Source organism: Nonomuraea sp. PA05 (assembly GCF_008086045.1).
Classification (GTDB): Bacteria; Actinomycetota; Actinomycetes; order Streptosporangiales; family Streptosporangiaceae; genus Nonomuraea; species Nonomuraea monospora.
This window is the reverse complement of sequence record NZ_VSEY01000003.1, coordinates 168494-185139: the sequence shown is the minus strand read 5'-3', so window position 1 is coordinate 185139 and position 16646 is coordinate 168494. Positions and strand designations below refer to the sequence as shown.

The window sequence follows — 16646 nt, the reverse complement described above, 5'->3', positions numbered from 1 at the left end:
AGAGCATCCCGTTGGGTGATGTCAACCGACTGTGGAGAATTCCATCACATGAGGGCAAACGAGTGAAAGCGGGCATCATCTAATGAATCCATCGCGCATTCAAGTGATCCGCATCACACTCTGCCATCATCTTCATAACAATGATCTTTGGATGGCGCTTTCACGGTGCTGTAATCGCTGTCCGTATTGATGCGAGAACTCTTCGCAATAGGCGCTGAATCACTACGCAGCGGATTCGAATAGGGCACGCTTCTGCTCACGGATCCGCGCGGTTCACTGTGCGTTAATGGGGACGCCGCCGCGCCATGCTTCGGGGGAGGCGTGCGGATGAGCCGCCGTTTCAACCAATCCCAACGGGCCGCTCTCTTCCTGGCCAACGATGGACGCTGCAGTCGCTGCGGAGTCGATCTCCAGCCGGGCTGGCACGGAGATCACGTCATGCCCTACTCCCACGGAGGGGCAACGGACGTGAGCAACGGGGAAGCGTTGTGTCCCGAATGCAATCTCCAGAAGGGGGATCGCATGAGTCAGCTCCGGGCCTGGCAGGAGGACGCCCTCAGGGAGTACACCCTGTGGATTCCGCGCGAAGGCAACGGCTTTCTGGTCGAAGCCACCCCGGGCGCAGGCAAGACCAGGCTGGCGATCGAAATCGCCCGCCGAGCGCTCGCCTCGGGGCGCGTCCAACGCATCGTGGCCGCCGTACCGACCGCACGCCTCGAAAGCCAATGGGCCGAAGAGTTCAGCAGACAGGGCATCAGCATCAACCCCGGCTGGCACGCCGCCGATGGCCGCCTCGCCACTGACGAGCAAGGGTGCGCCGCAACCTACGCCGAGATCGCCAAGCAGCCGCAGATCTACCGCAAGCTCGTCTCCGAGAAGCCGACGCTGGTCATCCTCGACGAGATCCACCACTGCGGCGGAGAAGAGCGCGCCTGGGGCGCTGGAGCACGAACCGCCTTCGAGCCAGCCGTGGCCAAGCTCCTGCTGTCCGGCACACCCTTCCGGTCCGACAACGACGAGATCCCGTTCGTCAACTACGTCGACGGGGTTGGCGCGCCGGACTTCCGCTACGGCTACGACCGGGCTCTGGCCGACGGCGTCGTCCGTGCCGTCTTCTTCCCCCGCCGCGGCGGACTCATGGAGTGGACCGCTCCCAATGGCGCCAACCGCAGCGCCACCTTCGAGGATGAACTCAATGACCGCGACGCCGCCCACCGGCTGCGCACCGCGCTCTCGCCCACCGGCGAATGGCTGCCATCCGTCCTCAAAGAGGCCAACACGCAGCTCGCCGAAGTGCGCACCAGCGACCCCGAAGCCGGCGGCATCGTCTTCTGCGAGGACTCCTACACCGCCCGCGAAGTGGTCAAGCTGCTCACCGCGCTAGGCCAGACGCCCGTTCTCGCGATCTCCGATGAGCCGGAGGCGGACGGCCGGATCAAGACCTTCAAGTCGTCGACCGCTCCGTGGATCGTCACGATACGCAAGGTCAGCGAAGGCGTGGACATCCCCCGACTCCGGGTCGGCGTCTACGCCACACCGTGGATCACCGAGTTGTTCTTCCGCCAGGTCGTCGGCAGGCTCGTACGAATCCGCCCCGGCGAGGACGACCCGACCGCCTACCTCTACATCCCCGACGACTCAAGGCTGCGGGCCATGGCCGCACAGATCAAGCAACAGCGTGACCACATCCTCGACCAGCAGGACGCCGAACTGCTCGGAGACTCGGGCGGGGAAAGCTCTGGGCCGTCGGGCGAGCAGCCGCTCTTCTCGCTGTTTTCCCCCATCTCGGCGACGCCAACGGACGAGGGCGTCATCGTCGACTCCGACACCATCACGCCGGCCGAGCTGGCTAACGCCGAGCAGGTCAAGCGGATGGACCCGACAACCACCGCCATGCCGACCGCGTTGGTGGCCAAGCTCCTGCGCAACGCAGGCGCCACCTTCACAACGGCCCAGCCCGTTCCCCCCTCGGAGGCCGCCGACGCGCCGTTCGAGCGTAAGGAGAAGCTGAAGAAGCAGAACAACACCGCCGCGCAGCGGGTCGCGCGTGCCTACGGCATCCCTTACGGCACCGTGAACGGGCGCCTCAACCAGCTCGTTGGCGTGCCCGTGTCACGGGGAGTCCGTCAGTGCAGCGAGGAACAGCTTGAGAGGCGTCTGCAGTTCGCGAAGCAGTGGCTGGCCACCGGCGTAGCTCCCGGCGCACGGGAGGGCGAATGACGGTCGATCCGCGGGTGGAACACGACCACCTCGTAACGGACCTTCGTGGCGCCGTTCATAACGGTGAATCAGGCCTGGCGTACGTGCCGCGGCTCCTGAAGCGCTTGCTGGAGACGGAAGCATGGCGGGAGCGGTACGACGTCAAATCCAGGACCGTGGTGATGTTCAAGAGCTTCATGGAGTTCGTCACGACGCCGGCCACTGAAGGGTTGGGCGCGTCCATCGAGCTAATCGATCGCATCGTTGGCACGGACGATCCCGATCTCCTGATCCTCCTGCGCGAGGCCAAGGCGGGCACGCCAGGCCGACCCAGAGCTGATGCAGAAAACCCATTAGAATCTAATGGGTTTTCCATCCAGGGAGAGTCCACCGAATACACGGCAGCCCGTTTGGCAGCAGAGGCGCCAGAAGAGTTTGAAGCCGTACAGCGCGGCGAGAAGTCGATCCACGCGGCTGCTGTCGCGGCCGGCTTCCGTCGGCGCCGCATCCCTGTCCGCCTCGACAACGCATCATCAGCGCTACGAAGCCTGCAGGCGAACAGCAGCCCGGAATTCTGGGCCGAATTCAAGCGACTCGTGGCGGAGTCCGAGTAGGGGCCGACAATCCGAAGAGGCCCTCGCCCTCCCGGAGGAGAGCGAGGGCCTCTAAGCCCAGGCAGCGGCGTCCCGAGGGGACCGGCCTGAGGTTGACGATACGTGTGATCAGCTTGTTTCGGTAGCCGTAGGAGACAGCAGCATGTGCGGCAGCGCCGACGTCGGGCAGGTGGTGACGCCGTTCTCTCTGGCGTCGAAGATGGCCAGCAGTTCGTTCGGGTCTTCGTCTTCGTAGAAGTCCAGAGCGGTTCTCGCCACTACGCCTCCCGTGCTGCTCGAAGTTCCTCGATCTTTGCTCTCACCTCGTCGAGGTCGTCCACCGTGAGCTGCTGCATGCGCCGCTCCTCCGCGCCGGCCAGCATCGCCTGGACCTCATCAACGTACAGGCGAACCCCGTCCGGGTAGACGTACACGTCGCGCCCGTCATGCCATCTGACGACAGTGGGTGGCTGGTGCTCCATCTCGCCATCCTCCTAACGTCCTCCTCGACGAGGAGGAGGGGCCGGGCCATCCCGAAGGATGACCCGGCCCTCATCGAGAGTCCAGCGAGTTACTAACCGAGACATCAGGCCCCGGGGTTCTCCACCCTTCACAGCCCACTTGTCCCTGCCGCCCTGGCCTGGGCGGTCAGTCGGGCACTGGACTCCCAATCCAGACGGCACCGTAGCGCCCCTGGCTGGCCTCGAAACGCACGAGAGCCCCCGCACCATGGCGGGGGCTCAAGGCGAGATCGCCGGGTGTTGAGGGCGCCCTGGACCTCTCACCGGCTCCTACCGCCAACAGGGACGGCAGGCCTACGGGATCCCGGATTCGGGCTCTGTCGTGCTCCGGGATCGGGGCAGTCCCGGCACCCGGCCATACCGGGGCGAGACCACACTGTCAGGGTAGCGGCACGAACTCCGCGCCCTTCCGCTTGTAGTAGTCGGCCACCCGCTGCTCCGGCTTACCGATGGACCAGCGGGCGATCGGGGCGGCATCGACGACACGGCCATCCCTGACGACGACCGCGAAGGTTGCGTACGTGAGGGACACCCATATCCACCGATCCACCCCGCCACGCTAACGAACGGGACCGACAGGATCAGGCGCTGGTGACCGCCGTCTCCTTCGGCTCCTGGTTCTGCCTCAGCATCAGGCCCAGCACCGCAGACAGGGCGGCGACGATGACGCCCTGCTGCTCCGTGGTGAAGGTGAGGCCGGGCAGCCCGAACGCGACGATCCCGGTCAGGATCGTCTGCGCGGCACCAGTGATGGCGGCGACGACGACCGGGCGGGTGGTGAGCGCCACGATCAGCGCCATCACACCGTTCGCCACCACCATCGTGTAGTCGGCGGCGTCACCGGTCAGCGTCCCGAACGCGACCAGCACCGCGAGCAGCGACTGAAGGCCGTACAGGATGGCCGCAGGGTCGCGGCCGAACAGCTTGAACTGCATGACGACCTCCTAGTTGACGGTGTATCCGCCGTTCCAGTCCCAGCTCTTGCTGGCCACCTGCGTGGCGCCGGAGGTCAGCCAGACAGAGTCGGCGTCGTTGTTCAGGAAGTGGCCGGAGGCGCCACAGTCCACGTCGCTCTTGGCGTACAGCCGGTACGCGGAGCCGTCCTTGTAGTTGCCGCCCCACCGGGAGCCGTTGTAGACGGTCACGGTCTCGCCCGCGGCGAGCAAGGCGGCGGAGCCCTGACCCGGCAGGCCGGTGATCACGTACTTGTTGCAGGTGTGCGGGCTGCCGTTGTTCTTCGACCAGTTGTCCTGAACCACCAGGCCATCGATGTCCACCGGGCCGCCGCCCGTGACCTTGAAGGTGACGAACTCGCGGTTCCGGTTCGCGAAGGTGTCGCTGCCCATCGCGTCGGTGCCGACCTCGACGATCGTCAGCGCGCCCACAGGCAGATCGAGGGCGGAACTGGAGGCCGAGGCCGGGCTGCCCGCGAGGCCAGCAGCGGCGACGACGGCAGCGAACAGAAGCGCGCTCTTGTTGAGACGCATGAGGATGCTCTCCTACAGGGAGGTGACATGAAAGAAGCGCCTCCGCATCGGGCGGGGCGCTTCGGGGGCGAACTCTTTCCGAAAATTGGAAATAGTTCGCTCAGTTGGCCTCGTCGAAGAGGCCCGGCACGCGCTCAGGCGTGCCCTCGTCCGCGGGCTCGGGATGCCGCGGAAGCAAGGATGGGTACAGGGTGTGCCACCAGCGCAGCCACAGGCCGTCGCTCACGAGGCGACTCGCACCAGCGCCGCCCACGTCTGGGGGCCGATCAGCGAGTCTGCGTCCAGCTTCTTCAGCTTCTGAAACCCCTTGATGAGGCCGGCGAACTCGTCGTCGTACCTGGTGCGGTCCAGCCAGGACTCCAGCCCCGCGCCGGCGTACACGGTCTCGGGCAGGTAGCCGCGGGAGCGCAGCAGGTGCCGTGCCGTCTTGACGTCGTAGTTGTCGTCTCCGGGCCGGAGCAGGGGCAGGTCCTTCACCAGGGTCTCCGTCCATGAGGTGTCGGCCGGCGCCGCGGGTTCGCCCTTCAGCAGGGCGGCCACGTCCTTCCGGAAGGCGTTCATGTTGATGCTGTGGGGGTCGGGCTTGGAGGCGTTGACCTCCTTGTGGCCCTTCACCGTGGACACCGGCAGCCCGAACTCGCGGCACAGTTCGGCACACAGCCGCTTGTAGGCGTCGAGCTGCACCGCTGGCCACGGCGCCTTGCCGTCGTTCTCGGCCTCGATGCCGATCGACCGGCTGTTGGTGTGGCCGAGCGACAGGCTCGGCGCGTTGTGCCAGCACCGGCCCGCAGCCACGATGAAGATCCGCCCGTCACGCCTCAACCAGATCTGCGACAGAGGGCCGTCCAGACCGGGCCGCCCGTCCCGGACCACGTGCATGTCGTTCCAGCCCGCAGTGTGGTGACAAACCACCCCATCGACCTCGGTCAACGGGCCGTGGCCGCGCGTCTTCCAACCGCTCACCTCCGTCACCGGGCAGCCCGTGCGTCGGGCCACCTTGGCGAGTTGCGTCAGGTACGGCATCAGAAGGTCTCCCCCTCACGCGGGTCAACTCTCAGGTCGGCGAGGCGGGTCTGGAGCTTTTCGCACTGCTCCTGCAGCCTGGCCAGCCTGGCGAGCGTCCTGGTCACCTCAAGCTCAAGTTCGGCGATCCGCTGATCCCGCTCCTGCAGCTTCTGGTCGCGTTCCGTCAGCGCCTGCTCGAGCCGGTTGATCGTGGATTCGGCGCGGTCCAGCGCCACCTGCAAAGCGGCCACCGCTTTCTCGGCGCCGCCGATGAACACGTTCTCCAGCTCTACCGGCTGGCGTTCCTCGTCGAGTTTGGCTTTCCGCAGGTCGATGCGGGCTTTGACGAGGACTCCGAGGGCTGACATCAGTCCTCCGGCCAGCAGGGTGATGACCGCCGGTGTCAGCCACTCGGTCAATCGGTGCCTCCCGTGTGTTTGCGGATGGTCTTCTCCAGACGGGACACCGCGACAGCACGGGCAGCGCACGCGACAGCCACTGCCACCAGGACGCCCGCAGGGTAGATGGCGCGGACGCCGGCGTAGCCGACGACGACGATCCCGTACACAGTCGCGGCGGCGGCGAGCGGCCACAGGCCGGCTCTTTCCATCCGGAATCCGACGATGAGCAGGGCGGGACGCCAGTAGCGGATGACGATGCCGACGATGATGAGCGCCCCTGCCAGGAGTTGGATGCCACCCCACGCCCACGCGACCGCTGGCGGGAGGGTGGCGTTCAGGCTGGTGGGTGGTCCTGCCCCGAACACGAGGGCAGCACCGGACAGGAACGCGGCCAGGCCGACGAGTAGTTCGAAGGGATGTTCCGCGAGGGGGACGAACCGTTTCAACGCGTTCCTCTCTCGCGGAGGTTGGGGTGCCGCCCGTGCGCATCCTCAGGAACGGGCGGCACCGATCAAGGAGACAAATGGCGCGGCTAGACTCCGCGCATGGGGGCGAGGTCTTGAAGAGGGCGTTGCGGTATGGGCTGGCCGCGCTGATTCTGGTGGTGGTGGCAGCGATCACGTCAGCCGCCCTGGCAGTGGTTCCGTTCCTTCTCCACGGGGACATCTCCGACGCGTTGCTGACCGGTGCCGGTTCCGTTGCCGTCGTGGTTGTCGGACTTCTCTTTCGCGCCTGGCGGGAACGCAGGAACAGCAGCTCTGACTAGCAAGGGATGGCCGCCCGCGCTCCCTCTACCGACGCGTCCCAGCACACCCTCAGGGCTGGATTCCGGTACGCGGACGGCCACGCATTAGGGCGGGCTAGATGGTGTCCATCAGCCCGGCGATCTTCATGTTGGTGATGATCAGGTTGACGCGGTCCTTCAACTGGTTCAGCAGATCCTGCTCGGACGTCGTGTACGTGGTGCCCGCGTTCGCGGCGCCGACCGCCTGCACGAAGCCCGCTTTCGCCTGGTCGTTCAACGCGATCGTCCCGAAGCTGGAGCGGGCATACAGTTGGCCGCCTTGGGCGTAGATGTGGATGTCGCCGGTGGGCGGCACGCTGGGGGTGGCCATCTCTCTCAGCACCCAGCCCTGCGACGCCTCGGTGAGCGCCTCGCGGGACGCTCCCGCCCGGAGTTCCTCGACGGCTTTCTCCAGGTCGCGGATCCGCTGGGTCAGGTCGGTGGGATAGACGTCAGGCATCAGGTGGGCGCCTCCTGTCCTTCGAGCACCAATCGGGCTTCTTCTTTGCCGCTGGCGCGGGAGGTGGGGGTGATGCCGATGCCGATGACGCGGCGGGTCCGCCAGTGCGGCAGATGCCATTCGTTGTTGAAGTACAGCCTCGCCGCGTCGCCCAGGTTGTTCGGGGTGAGGGACGGGTTCTTGCCGAACGTGACGGTCACCTGGTCGACGCGCAAGGCGCCGGCAGCTCGTTGTGCCCAGAAGGCGGCGTAGTCGTCGAGCGTGGCCTGCTCGGTCACTGTCGAGTACGACAGGGTTTTGTCCAGTCGGGGCCAGCCCGCTTCGAGGTGGGCGGTCGCCTCGTGCACCGCGGAGATGAGCGGGGTTGCGGCGACGGACGCGTCTCCGCTGGAAGAGGAGCCGCGCGCCCGCCACCTGGTCGCGCCGCGCAGCGCGTCGATCTCCTCGCTCCATTCGAGGATGTCGCCGCCTGACCGGCCGTCGGCGAACAGGTGCGGGGGCGGGTCCTGGACGCCGAGCCGCGGGTAGCCCCACACCCAGTTGCGGACCAGCGAGCCGTCCACCAGCTCGAAGTTGATCATCCATTCGAAGCCGTCATCGACCTGTGCCAGCTCGATGAGCCGCTGCCCGTAGGTGCCGCCTTCGGTGTCGAGGTAGACGCGGTCCCGGGCGACGCCGGAGTTGCCGGACTGCAGGTTGAGGCCGATCCCCGCGTGGTCGTCGGACATGAGGTCGGACAGCAGCGACCGGGCGATCTCCACCTGGTCGGTGCCCGTGTAGAAGAGATCCGACTGGATCTCGACCCGGGACAGGTAGGCCTCCAGCGTGGAGCCGCGTAGCTGGATCTCCGGGGTGCCGCGGCGGCTGCGGGACGGCTGCGCGGAGGTGATCCAGTACTCGCCCCACGGCTCTCCCTCACGGAAGATCTGCACCGTGATCACACCCGGCCCTCTGTCCAGGTACGTCTCATCCCGGGGGATGATCTCGGCGATCTGGTCGCCCACCCGCCGCGACGGGATCGGGATCGTCGCCGAGAAAGATCCGGCTTGCAGGATCCGTTTGTCGAAGGAGACGTTCTCCAGCTCCAGGTCGCCCATGTACTGCCGTGATCGCAGGTCCGTCACCACATACCGGTACTGGGAGGAGCCTTTGCCGGGCGCGTACGGCTGCACCACCGGCGGATCCGGCACCGGCGGCGTCGTGGACGCGATCAGCACCGTGATGCCGTGCACCGCCGCCAGAGAAGGCGAGGAGGAGAACGTCACGAACGGCACATCCAGCGACGACACGACCGGCGCCGACGCCACCATCACCGAGGTGAAAAAATCGCCCTGCTCGTCCACCAGCTCCGTGAACCCGGCCGGGACCGACCATGACACTGACGCGCCAGGCGGCGACGGCACCCCCGCCATGTACCGCAGTTGCAGGCCGGACGCTTCGGCAGGCGTCGCGCCCGGGGCGAACGAGGATCCGTTCGCGCCGAGCTGGATGACGACGTTGTCGGTCTGCGCGGCGGCGACCGCGACGATCGTGACCATCGTGTCCGCGACCGCGCCGCCGAACGCCTGGTAGGTGGCGGGCTCGCCAGCCTCGCACACCTTCGTGTAGATCTTCGTGCCCGCCCAGGTGCCGCTGTTGGAGCCCGGCCAGACGCCGCCCGGCATGCTGCCGCCAAAAATCCAGGCGCCGCCCAGGCTCATGGCGAAGTTCCCGCCGGAGTCCGCCGACATGAACGCCACCAGCACGTCGCCGGGCGAGGCCGCTCCCCGGGCTGCTTCGCCGTTGCCGCCGTTGATGTGGGTGACCTTCACGGAGCGGACACCAGCGGTCATCCCTGCGCCTCCCCTCTCGGGCGGTCAGCAGGGGAAGAGGTGGAGGACTAGAGGGTGGCGTGCCGCCACAGGAAGTCGGCGCCTTCGCCGCCGCCGGAGGTGACGGCGTAGGTGATGGTGTTGGAGCCCGCCTTCAGCACGAAGTCGGAGACCGGCACCGACGAGCCTGCCAGGGTGGACATCACGTTCTCGTCGGCGACGGTCGCCGTCCCGAAGTCGGTGTCGATCTCCATCAGGTCGCCTTCGCCGAGCGTGATGGCGAACTGCAGGGTGCGGCCGAGTGTCTGGTTGGTCAGGACCGGGTTCGTCGCCGGCCCTTCGATGCGGATGACCGGGTGGCTGGAGGCGTTGCCGGTGTTGGCCAGCGTGGTCGGCAAGCCGACCGGGACGGTGACGCCTGCCCGCTCCAGGCTGTACAGGCGCGGGTCCGCGCACGCGATGACCACGCCCATCGTGGGCATGCCCACGTTGTAGTCGCCGTCCAGGGTGAGCGGCCGGTCCACGACCTGCCCGTACGCGAGTTTCGGCGCCCCGTACGCTTTGATCACCAGCGGGAGCGGCGCCTCATCCTCAGGGATGCCGGTCACCGCCAGAACCTGGTCGATCAGGTCCTGCACCTGGGTGGGGTCGGCGGCCGAGTTCGGCTGCAACCTGATGGAGACGATGCGCTGCTTGGCGACTTTGCGGGCATCCCACGCGCCGTGCCTGCCCGGCCTCTCAACGTTCAGGTTGTCAATGCTCGGGCTGCCCAGCCACCCCTCCACAGGCAGCAGCACCCGCACATCGGTGGCGGGCCCCCACAGGGTGCCGTTCCATTCGACCTCGCCGTTCGCGCCGGTGAGGCTGTCACCGGGCTTGACCGGGATCGTCACCGCCAGCGGCGGCCATTCCGACAGCGACTCAAACGGGGCCAAGGTGAACCGCTGCTCGAAGCGCAACGTCAGGGCGGGCCACTCCGACGCCGACTCGAACGGTGCGAGCAGCACGTTCACGTTCGGCGTGATGACCTCAAGGTTGGGCCACTCGCTGACCGATTCGAAAACCGGGAGGGTGAACTGCTGCGGAACGCCCCGGTAGGAGGGGACGGTCCGGCGTTGCGGGGCCGGAAAGGCGCGACCGTACCGGGACACCCGGCCTCCCCCCTACCAGCGAGACGCGCGGTGGACGGCAGTCGCAGCCACCAGCGTGGGGCGCGGGGCAGGATCGACAGCAGGACCCAGGGGACCGTCGGTGGAGACCGCGAAATCGTCGAAATACTGGACGACCGTCACGTCGGACGGCCGGAGAATCTCCTGCGTCCGGCATGTGCCGCCAAGGTCGGACGCGGTGGACGCCGACGCCGACACCGTGCCCGAATCGGACGAGTTGTACAACTGTGCCGACGCGCCGTTCGTGGTGGAGAACATGGCTTCGACGCGCACCCACTGGTTGAGCGTCACCGCCGCGCCGGCCACGTTGACCGTGGCGCCGCCGCATACCAGGTCGAGAAAGCCGTTCGCTTTGGTTTCGATGCCGCCCTGGTAGGCGCCGCTGGCGTCCACGTTGTCCCACAGCCGCAGCAGACTCCCGGCCACGTGCTGCGTCAGGTAGGCGTAGAACCGCACCCAGAAGGTCGCCCCTGCCAGTTCGAACCCGACCCCGGAGAAGTCGGAGGCGACAGTCGCGCACGACAACGTTCCGGAGTGAGCCTGAGTGTTGCTGAAGGTGGGCGCGCCAACGATGTGCTGCACGGCGTCCCCGGAGACACCCCCAGAATTGCCTGTCGTGATCTCGGTGCCGTTGCTGCCGCCGTTGAAGTTGTTACGCAGTGTCGCCACGAGTTCAGTGGCCTTCGCGCCAGTACAGTTGGACGGTGCAGTTGACGGTCGCGGCGGCGGTCACCGTCAGGCCGAGCCGACCGGATGCCGGGATCACGATCTCGTCGCCGAGCGGAATGTATTCGGCCATCCCGGTCTGCGGGTGCACCTCCTGACTGAACAGCAGATCACCAGAGGTGGGTTCGGTGGAGGAGAAGGTGATGTTCGCCGTCGCGGTCGCTGAGACGCCTGAGGAGTCCACCGACCCGATCGACGCCGTACCGCCCGAGGTGCCCGCCGTCGTCTGCCGGACCAGCCGGAACCGTACCGGCTCCGCGATCGAGCTGGTGCCCTTACAGGAGACGCGGATGCCGTACACGCCGCACCGCTGCGTGCCCGCGACGATCTGCAGCAGCGTCTTGGCGGCCGTGCCGGAGGCGACACCTTCGACGGCGGCCGTGTATCGAGCCATGACCTGGCCCCTTTCATGCGAAAGCCCCGCACGCCGGCGGGGCTGAGGTCGGAAACCAGGTCAGGCGGTGTTGCGGAGCACGACACGCCACGCCCCGCCCTCGGAGTCGAAGGAAATCTCGAACGTGCCGTCCGCCGTGGTCTTGACTCCGTCGAAGGACCGCAGCACGAACGCCTTGTTCGACAAGCCGGGCGCGTAAATGAGCAGCCCCTCCGCGCTCAGCGTCGTGGCCTCCCACGTGACGGTGGCGAACCGCCACCCGACCTTGTTCGTCGCCGTCAGCGTCCCGAACGAGGCGACGGTCAGGTCCTGCCCGCCCGCCGTATAACCCGGCCCTGACGACTCGCCACTGTTGAGCGGCGACGACCCATAGGCCGGGTTCGTCTGGTTGAAGTCCGGCACGACGCTCCCCGTGAAGAGCGCCCCCTTGAACAGGCCCGGCGTCGTGCTGCCCACATCAATGGTCGTCGTCTGGCGCATGACCTTGGCGTAGGTGTCCACGAACCAGGCGTCCTGCGTGATCGCCATGCCGTCCGCTCCTATCTGAGGTTGACGCGGACGTGCTGCTTCTCGTGGCCGTCCGGGGTGGTTTCCTGCGTGGTCTCATGGCCCGCCTGGTCCGTGGTCCGCTTGAAGCGGCCACCGTCAGCGCCGGTCCACTCCGCCACCTGGTCCCGGGTGGCCCACGTCCAGCCCGTCGTCCGGACCTGGATGCCCTTGCGGCGCAACTGCTCCGCATATGAGAGGCCCTCATCGGGCTGTTCAGGCATGGCGAAGCCCGCCCTCCAATCCGTGTTGATGTTGAGCGGGCTCAGCCGCGCGAATCCACCCGCACGCCGATCTGCGCCACGAGAACGTCAGCGTCCGCTTCGCGGTGGATGGTCGTCCCGTACATGGCGACCAGCGGGCCGCCACCAGACCCCGACCCGGACCCGCCCGAGCCGGACCCCGACGTTGCCCCGGGCGACTCATAGGTGGTGCTACTGCTGGCCGACATCTGCTGCGGAGCCGACACCCTGGAGGCGTTGGCCGGCGAGCCGTACGTGAGCGCTGAATCGCCTCGCAGGTAGCCGCCCGACCCGTAATCGCCAGCGATCATGTCCACCGGGGTACTGCCCTTGACCGAGCCGCCCTTACCAGTGACGCCCTTCGCCGCCTCCAGCAGCAAGTTCAGCGCGGAACTCTTCGCCGACCCCGACTTGCCGGACCCGCCGCCCGCCTTCCCTTCAGCGAGCGCCGTCATCAGGTCCTTTACCGACACCGTCAGCGCATCCACGCTCGTCGACATGACCGTCACCGAATCGGCGGTCACGGTGGCCACGCTCGACACGGCGTCGGTCACGGCAGCCGACGTGTCACCCACCGTCGCGGTGAGCTGCTCGGCTGTCGTGGCCACCCCGTTGATGCTGGACGTCAGCGACCCGGCCTGCCCCATCGTCTCCTCTAGGGAGCCCATGACGCCGGACAGCTTGTCGCTGATCACCAGGCCGGAGTCGTCGATCGTGACGCTCAACTTCGCAAGCCCGCGAGCCGCCTGCTCGTTGTTGAGGCTGAGCCCGAAATCGTTCGCGACCTGGCCCAGCAGCGCGGTCGCTTCTTCGCGGTACCTCGCCTCATACGGGATGAAGGCCTCGTCATCCGCGCCCTCCCCGTACAAGATGGTGGGCCGGGTGGCCAGGTGTGGGCGCATGGACCGCACACCGCCGGCGGCGTACCGCTCGATCCCGCCTTGCGCGTACCGGTTGATCGCGCCCTTCGCATTCTTCTGCCACGACGCCCGAGCCCCATGCTCTTGCAGCTCTGTGCGGACCTGGATGGTGTACGTCTTGGAGAAGAAGGCGGCGATGTTCTTGCCCAGCGTCCCCAGCGCCGACATGGCCCCAGAGACGTCCGCGCCGATATCCACCTTCTTGGACTTCAGCTCGCCAATGACATCCTTGACGCCCTTGACGCCGGTGGCTGCCTTGTCGGCCTGGGCACGGTTGACGCCGAACCCTTCAGCCAGGTTGTAGATCTGCGCCTTGGCCTCGGACGACTTGCCCGCCAGCTCGAACAACTGTGGCAGTTGGCGGATGAACGCGTCTCTGGCCTCGTCGCTCTTGAGGGCCGCCTCTCCCGTCTTGCCCCCGAGTTCGCCGGCCGCTCGCGCGGCTTCGAGGACCTTCGTGATGTAGCCGGAGAACTCGTCCCGCGCCTTGACGACGGCCTGACGCTGCTTGTCCGTCATCCCGGCCGTGAGGTCGAGCTTGCCGCCCGCCTCCTCGACGGCCCTCTTCGCCTCGTTGAAGGCGTCCCGCAGTTCGAGTGTCCGCTGCGCGACGTCCGTCTTGGCATTGAAGGTGTCCAGCGAGGTGTTGAAGGCCTGCATGGCGACCGCCGTCGGATCGACTTCGGTCTTGAGCAGGCCCATGGCGTCCCGCATCGCGTCGGTCTGCGGGATCGCGCCGTCAAGGCTCGCCGCATACTGCGGGAACAGTTCCCGCAGCTTGTCCACGGGCACGCCGGCGTCCTGCGCCTGAGTGGCGAGACGGTTGAAGGCGCCCGCCGCTTCCTCGGGACGGCCCGACTGGACCAGTTGCACGAGCGCCTGGTCCAGGTTGTCGATGGCTTGCCGCCCGCCATCAAGCTGGACGCCGAACGAGTCGTCGATGATGCCGCTGAGGCTACGTCCGAGCTCGTCGAACGGGTTGTCCGACGCCAGCCGGCGCGCCGAGTCACCGAACGTCTCGAACCGGCCCACTAGGCTCTGCAGCTTCGGGTCGAGCTGGTCCAGCAGTTCACCGGTCGGCGCGGCACCCCGGCCGAAGTCGGCGAGCCCATCGGCGACCTTGTCGATGCTCGGGTTGAGGCCGTCCAGCGAATCAGTCACCTGATCGACGGCGAGGGCGGTGCCGGCCGCGGCAGCAGCGATGACGCCGCCTTTGCCGAGCAGCCCTGCCAGGTTGGTCAGTTTGCCCTTGGCTCCGTCCGCGCTCTTGCCTGCCGCGTCCATGCTGCCGGAAAGGCCGCGGAAGAACTCCGCCGCCCCCGTGACCGCCTGGAAGCCCTTCACCGCGGTCACCACGGCGGCGATCGCCACCGCGAGCGCCTGGATCTGGCCCGGCGACATGTCCGACAGCAGCTCGGCGAGCAGAACGAAGGCCCCCAGCTTGAGGGTGGTGCCCGCCTTGGCCGCCGCGAAGATCAATCCGATGCCGGTGGCGATCGCCTGGATCTGGCCAGGCTCAAGATTCGCGAGCCGGTCGGACAGGACGACCATGAAGTCCAGCACGCCAGGCCCGAGGTCCGCACCGACGTCCACGAGCTTGCCCGCGAACGTGGCCAGATTCCCGAAGATCTCCGCCACCTTCGGGCCGTTCTCCCGCACGTAGGCGAGGAACTCCTCGAACTCTGGCGACCCTTCGAGGTTCTCGCCCCAGTCCTCGAATCGCTGCGTCAGCCTTTCGACCACGCCGAGCAGTTCGGTCGACTCTGGCAGGACCGCCGAGAACACTCCCCGCAGCCCGTTCCCCACGTTGATCGCCGAGTTGCCCAGCTTGTCGATCGCTGTCGGAGCCGTTTCGGCCAGGTCGTCGAAGAAGTCCTTCCATTCCTGCGACTTCAGTTCGGTGTTCAGTTCCTTGAGGAGTTCGTTGAACGCCTTCGACGACGACTTGATCAGCGGCGTGGACAGTTTCATGCCGGTCGACATGAGATCCATGCCGGACCTGATCACAGGAAACACGTCCGGCTGCAACGACCGCTGCCAAGCGACGTAGGAGTCCTGGAACTTCTTGATGTCCTTGGCGAGCGCCTGCTCACGCTTGCTGAGTTCGGCGAACTTCGACGCAGCCCCGCCAGCGGCGCCGCCCGCCTGCTCCATCGCAGCCTTCTGCTGCAACTGGGTGACCGTCAGTTGCTTCTGCGCCTCAACCAGATCCTGCTGCGACTTGAGCAACTTGTCCTGGGCGGCGCGAACCTGGTCCGACCCTTCGACGCCCTTCCGGTCCGCTTCGGCCTTGTCCTCCTTCAGGCGCTTGGTGCGGGTCTGCTGCTCCTCCAGTCGCGCCATCGCCTGCCGGTGAGCCAGCTCGGCGCGCCTGATCTCCAGGTCCGTGGACTTGTCGTCGGCCTGCACCTCAGCCAGCCGCCTCGCGGCCTCCTCCACAGACAGAGCGGCATCTTCTTCGGCAAGGGCGGCGTCCTTGACGCTGAAGGCGTAGTCCTCAAGGGCGCGCTTAGCGTCCTGCCTCGCCCGGGTGAGATCTTCCTGGGCAGCCTTGACGCTCTTCTGCGCGTCCGCGACACGGCGCTCCGCCTGCTCCAACTGCAGAGCCCGCGACGCCGCCTCGGCTGCGGACTGTGCGGCGCTCTTGGTGGCCCCTCCCGCTCCGCCAGCGGCAGACGCCTGCTGCTGAAGCGCCTCGTTGATGCGACCGAGGCTCGGGACCGCGACGGCGGCGAAGCCTGCCGCCCCAGCCCCCGCCGCGGCAAATGCGCCGCCTAGCGCGCCGACCCCGACAGCGATGCTCGTCACCGCAGGCAGGCCTGCCAGGGCCGCGCCGACCATGGCGATGCCGGCGAGCGCCCCGCCGACGTCTGCGTCCACCTTGACCCGGGCCGACCTGCTGGACACCGAAGTCATCTGCGCCTCAAGGGTGCGCAGATCGGCAAGCGCCCGCATCGTGTCCACCCGGACGTCGATGTCGGCAGAGGACCGGTTCAGAGCCTCCAACTCCCGCTGAATCGCAGCAATCTCCGCCTTGGCGGCTCCAGCGTCGAGGTCCACGCCGATGGTGCGTGACGACAGATCCGCCATTCGACGCTGCAACTCCGCGATACTCGCCTGAGCCTGCGCGGTGTCAACGTCTGGCCGGATGGGGTCGCGGCGATCCCGCAGCTTGGCCAGGTCCCGCTCGAGTTGCAGAATCTTCGCCTGCGCGCTGGCCGCGTCGAGGTTGACGGGCAACGGCTTGCCGAGCGAGTCGCGGAACTTGCTCGCGGCGAGGGCGGCCTTGCTCATCTCGGCAACGAACGGCTTGACGTCGCCCTTCAAGACGACCGTTACAGACCTGTCGGCGATCGGACTCACCTCCGATCGAAGGGGCCCAATCCCG

20 protein-coding genes and 1 pseudogene are annotated in these 16646 nt (G+C 67.2%); 4 read left to right on the top strand and 17 right to left on the bottom strand.

What is annotated here, in order from left to right; genetic code table 11:
- Positions 1-327 precede the first annotated feature (327 nt).
- The 3 genes and pseudogenes from FXF51_RS63670 to FXF51_RS06245 all read left to right on the top strand — a co-directional run.
- Positions 328-516: pseudogene (locus tag FXF51_RS63670) on the top strand (HNH endonuclease); the annotation flags it as partial.
- A 6-nt stretch (positions 517-522) separates the two neighbouring features.
- The gene (locus FXF51_RS06250) at positions 523-2220 is read left to right on the top strand and encodes a DEAD/DEAH box helicase (protein ID WP_262379312.1); all 1698 of its coding nucleotides are present in this window, start codon (positions 523-525) and stop codon (positions 2218-2220) included.
- Positions 2217-2813: a hypothetical protein gene (locus FXF51_RS06245; protein WP_148433295.1), complete on the top strand. Its 597-nt coding sequence runs from the start codon at positions 2217-2219 to the stop codon at positions 2811-2813. The genes FXF51_RS06250 and FXF51_RS06245 overlap by 4 nt, the downstream gene beginning before the upstream one ends.
- Positions 2814-2921: 108 nt before the next feature.
- On the opposite strand, the gene FXF51_RS60595 is transcribed toward FXF51_RS06245, so the two are convergent.
- The 9 genes from FXF51_RS60595 to FXF51_RS06215 form a co-directional block, all read right to left on the bottom strand.
- Entirely contained in the window at positions 2922-3071 is a 150-nt protein-coding gene (locus tag FXF51_RS60595; protein WP_187414212.1) for a hypothetical protein, read from the bottom strand.
- Positions 3071-3274, bottom strand: a complete 204-nt coding sequence (locus FXF51_RS06240; RefSeq protein ID WP_148433294.1) for a hypothetical protein — start codon at positions 3272-3274, stop codon at positions 3071-3073. Before FXF51_RS06240 ends, FXF51_RS60595 begins: the two co-directional genes overlap by 1 nt.
- Before the next feature lie 418 nt (positions 3275-3692).
- Positions 3693-3863 (bottom strand): hypothetical protein, encoded by a 171-nt coding sequence (locus FXF51_RS60590; RefSeq protein ID WP_187414211.1) that lies wholly within the window; start codon positions 3861-3863, stop codon positions 3693-3695.
- Between the two features lie 31 nt (positions 3864-3894).
- Complete coding sequence (locus tag FXF51_RS06235; protein WP_148433293.1) at positions 3895-4248, bottom strand: hypothetical protein; 354 nt, start codon at positions 4246-4248, stop codon at positions 3895-3897.
- A gap of 9 nt (positions 4249-4257) precedes the next feature.
- Positions 4258-4800, bottom strand: a complete 543-nt coding sequence (locus FXF51_RS06230; protein WP_148433292.1) for a lamin tail domain-containing protein — start codon at positions 4798-4800, stop codon at positions 4258-4260.
- Between the two features lie 100 nt (positions 4801-4900).
- Entirely contained in the window at positions 4901-5026 is a 126-nt protein-coding gene (locus tag FXF51_RS62425; protein ID WP_262379311.1) for a hypothetical protein, read from the bottom strand.
- Positions 5023-5823, bottom strand: coding sequence for an N-acetylmuramoyl-L-alanine amidase (locus tag FXF51_RS06225; RefSeq protein WP_148433291.1), 801 nt, complete (start codon positions 5821-5823; stop codon positions 5023-5025). The genes FXF51_RS62425 and FXF51_RS06225 overlap by 4 nt, the downstream gene beginning before the upstream one ends.
- Positions 5823-6224: a hypothetical protein gene (locus FXF51_RS06220; RefSeq protein ID WP_148433290.1), complete on the bottom strand. Its 402-nt coding sequence runs from the start codon at positions 6222-6224 to the stop codon at positions 5823-5825. Before FXF51_RS06220 ends, FXF51_RS06225 begins: the two co-directional genes overlap by 1 nt.
- A complete protein-coding gene (locus tag FXF51_RS06215; RefSeq protein WP_148433289.1) occupies positions 6221-6652 on the bottom strand; it encodes a hypothetical protein in 432 nt (143 codons plus the stop codon). The genes FXF51_RS06220 and FXF51_RS06215 overlap by 4 nt, the downstream gene beginning before the upstream one ends.
- 77 nt (positions 6653-6729) lie before the next feature.
- Here FXF51_RS06215 and FXF51_RS06210 point away from each other — a divergent pair, with 77 nt between their 5' ends.
- Positions 6730-6972, top strand: coding sequence for a hypothetical protein (locus tag FXF51_RS06210; protein WP_148433288.1), 243 nt, complete (start codon positions 6730-6732; stop codon positions 6970-6972).
- 94 nt (positions 6973-7066) lie between these two features.
- Here the strand turns inward: FXF51_RS06210 and FXF51_RS06205 are convergent, their stop codons facing one another.
- Genes FXF51_RS06205 through FXF51_RS06170 form a run of 8 tightly spaced genes read right to left on the bottom strand, consistent with a single transcriptional unit; the run spans position 7067 to position 16585 of the window.
- A complete protein-coding gene (locus tag FXF51_RS06205; protein ID WP_148433287.1) occupies positions 7067-7450 on the bottom strand; it encodes a hypothetical protein in 384 nt (127 codons plus the stop codon).
- Complete coding sequence (locus tag FXF51_RS06200) at positions 7450-9282, bottom strand: hypothetical protein (RefSeq protein ID WP_148433286.1); 1833 nt, start codon at positions 9280-9282, stop codon at positions 7450-7452. Before FXF51_RS06200 ends, FXF51_RS06205 begins: the two co-directional genes overlap by 1 nt.
- A 47-nt stretch (positions 9283-9329) precedes the next feature.
- Positions 9330-10412, bottom strand: a complete 1083-nt coding sequence (locus tag FXF51_RS06195) for a phage distal tail protein (RefSeq protein WP_148433285.1) — start codon at positions 10410-10412, stop codon at positions 9330-9332.
- Positions 10413-10424: 12 nt separating this feature from the next.
- On the bottom strand, positions 10425-11099 hold the full coding sequence (locus FXF51_RS06190; protein WP_148433284.1) for a hypothetical protein: 675 nt from the start codon (positions 11097-11099) through the stop codon (positions 10425-10427).
- A 4-nt stretch (positions 11100-11103) separates the two neighbouring features.
- Positions 11104-11550 (bottom strand): hypothetical protein, encoded by a 447-nt coding sequence (locus FXF51_RS06185; protein WP_148433283.1) that lies wholly within the window; start codon positions 11548-11550, stop codon positions 11104-11106.
- 60 nt (positions 11551-11610) lie between these two features.
- Entirely contained in the window at positions 11611-12078 is a 468-nt protein-coding gene (locus FXF51_RS06180) for a hypothetical protein (RefSeq protein WP_148433282.1), read from the bottom strand.
- Positions 12079-12089: 11 nt separating this feature from the next.
- On the bottom strand, positions 12090-12320 hold the full coding sequence (locus FXF51_RS06175; protein ID WP_148433281.1) for a hypothetical protein: 231 nt from the start codon (positions 12318-12320) through the stop codon (positions 12090-12092).
- A gap of 41 nt (positions 12321-12361) precedes the next feature.
- The gene (locus FXF51_RS06170; RefSeq protein WP_148433280.1) at positions 12362-16585 is read right to left on the bottom strand and encodes a hypothetical protein; all 4224 of its coding nucleotides are present in this window, start codon (positions 16583-16585) and stop codon (positions 12362-12364) included.
- Between the last annotated feature and the right edge of the window lie 61 nt (positions 16586-16646).

Bases quoted from the DNA above. Each gene is read 5' to 3' on its own strand.
- FXF51_RS06250 (WP_262379312.1), top strand. From the start codon at position 523: ATGAGTCAGCTCCGGGCCTGGCAGGAGGACGCCCTCAGGGAGTACACC.
- FXF51_RS06245 (WP_148433295.1), top strand. From the start codon at position 2,217: ATGACGGTCGATCCGCGGGTGGAACACGACCACCTCGTAACGGACCTT.
- FXF51_RS06240 (WP_148433294.1), bottom strand. From the start codon at position 3,274: ATGGAGCACCAGCCACCCACTGTCGTCAGATGGCATGACGGGCGCGAC.
- FXF51_RS06235 (WP_148433293.1), bottom strand. From the start codon at position 4,248: ATGCAGTTCAAGCTGTTCGGCCGCGACCCTGCGGCCATCCTGTACGGC.
- FXF51_RS06230 (WP_148433292.1), bottom strand. From the start codon at position 4,800: ATGCGTCTCAACAAGAGCGCGCTTCTGTTCGCTGCCGTCGTCGCCGCT.
- FXF51_RS06225 (WP_148433291.1), bottom strand. From the start codon at position 5,823: ATGCCGTACCTGACGCAACTCGCCAAGGTGGCCCGACGCACGGGCTGC.
- FXF51_RS06210 (WP_148433288.1), top strand. From the start codon at position 6,730: ATGGCGCGGCTAGACTCCGCGCATGGGGGCGAGGTCTTGAAGAGGGCG.
- FXF51_RS06205 (WP_148433287.1), bottom strand. From the start codon at position 7,450: ATGCCTGACGTCTATCCCACCGACCTGACCCAGCGGATCCGCGACCTG.
- FXF51_RS06200 (WP_148433286.1), bottom strand. From the start codon at position 9,282: ATGACCGCTGGTGTCCGCTCCGTGAAGGTCACCCACATCAACGGCGGC.
- FXF51_RS06185 (WP_148433283.1), bottom strand. From the start codon at position 11,550: ATGGCTCGATACACGGCCGCCGTCGAAGGTGTCGCCTCCGGCACGGCC.
- FXF51_RS06180 (WP_148433282.1), bottom strand. From the start codon at position 12,078: ATGGCGATCACGCAGGACGCCTGGTTCGTGGACACCTACGCCAAGGTC.
- FXF51_RS06175 (WP_148433281.1), bottom strand. From the start codon at position 12,320: ATGCCTGAACAGCCCGATGAGGGCCTCTCATATGCGGAGCAGTTGCGC.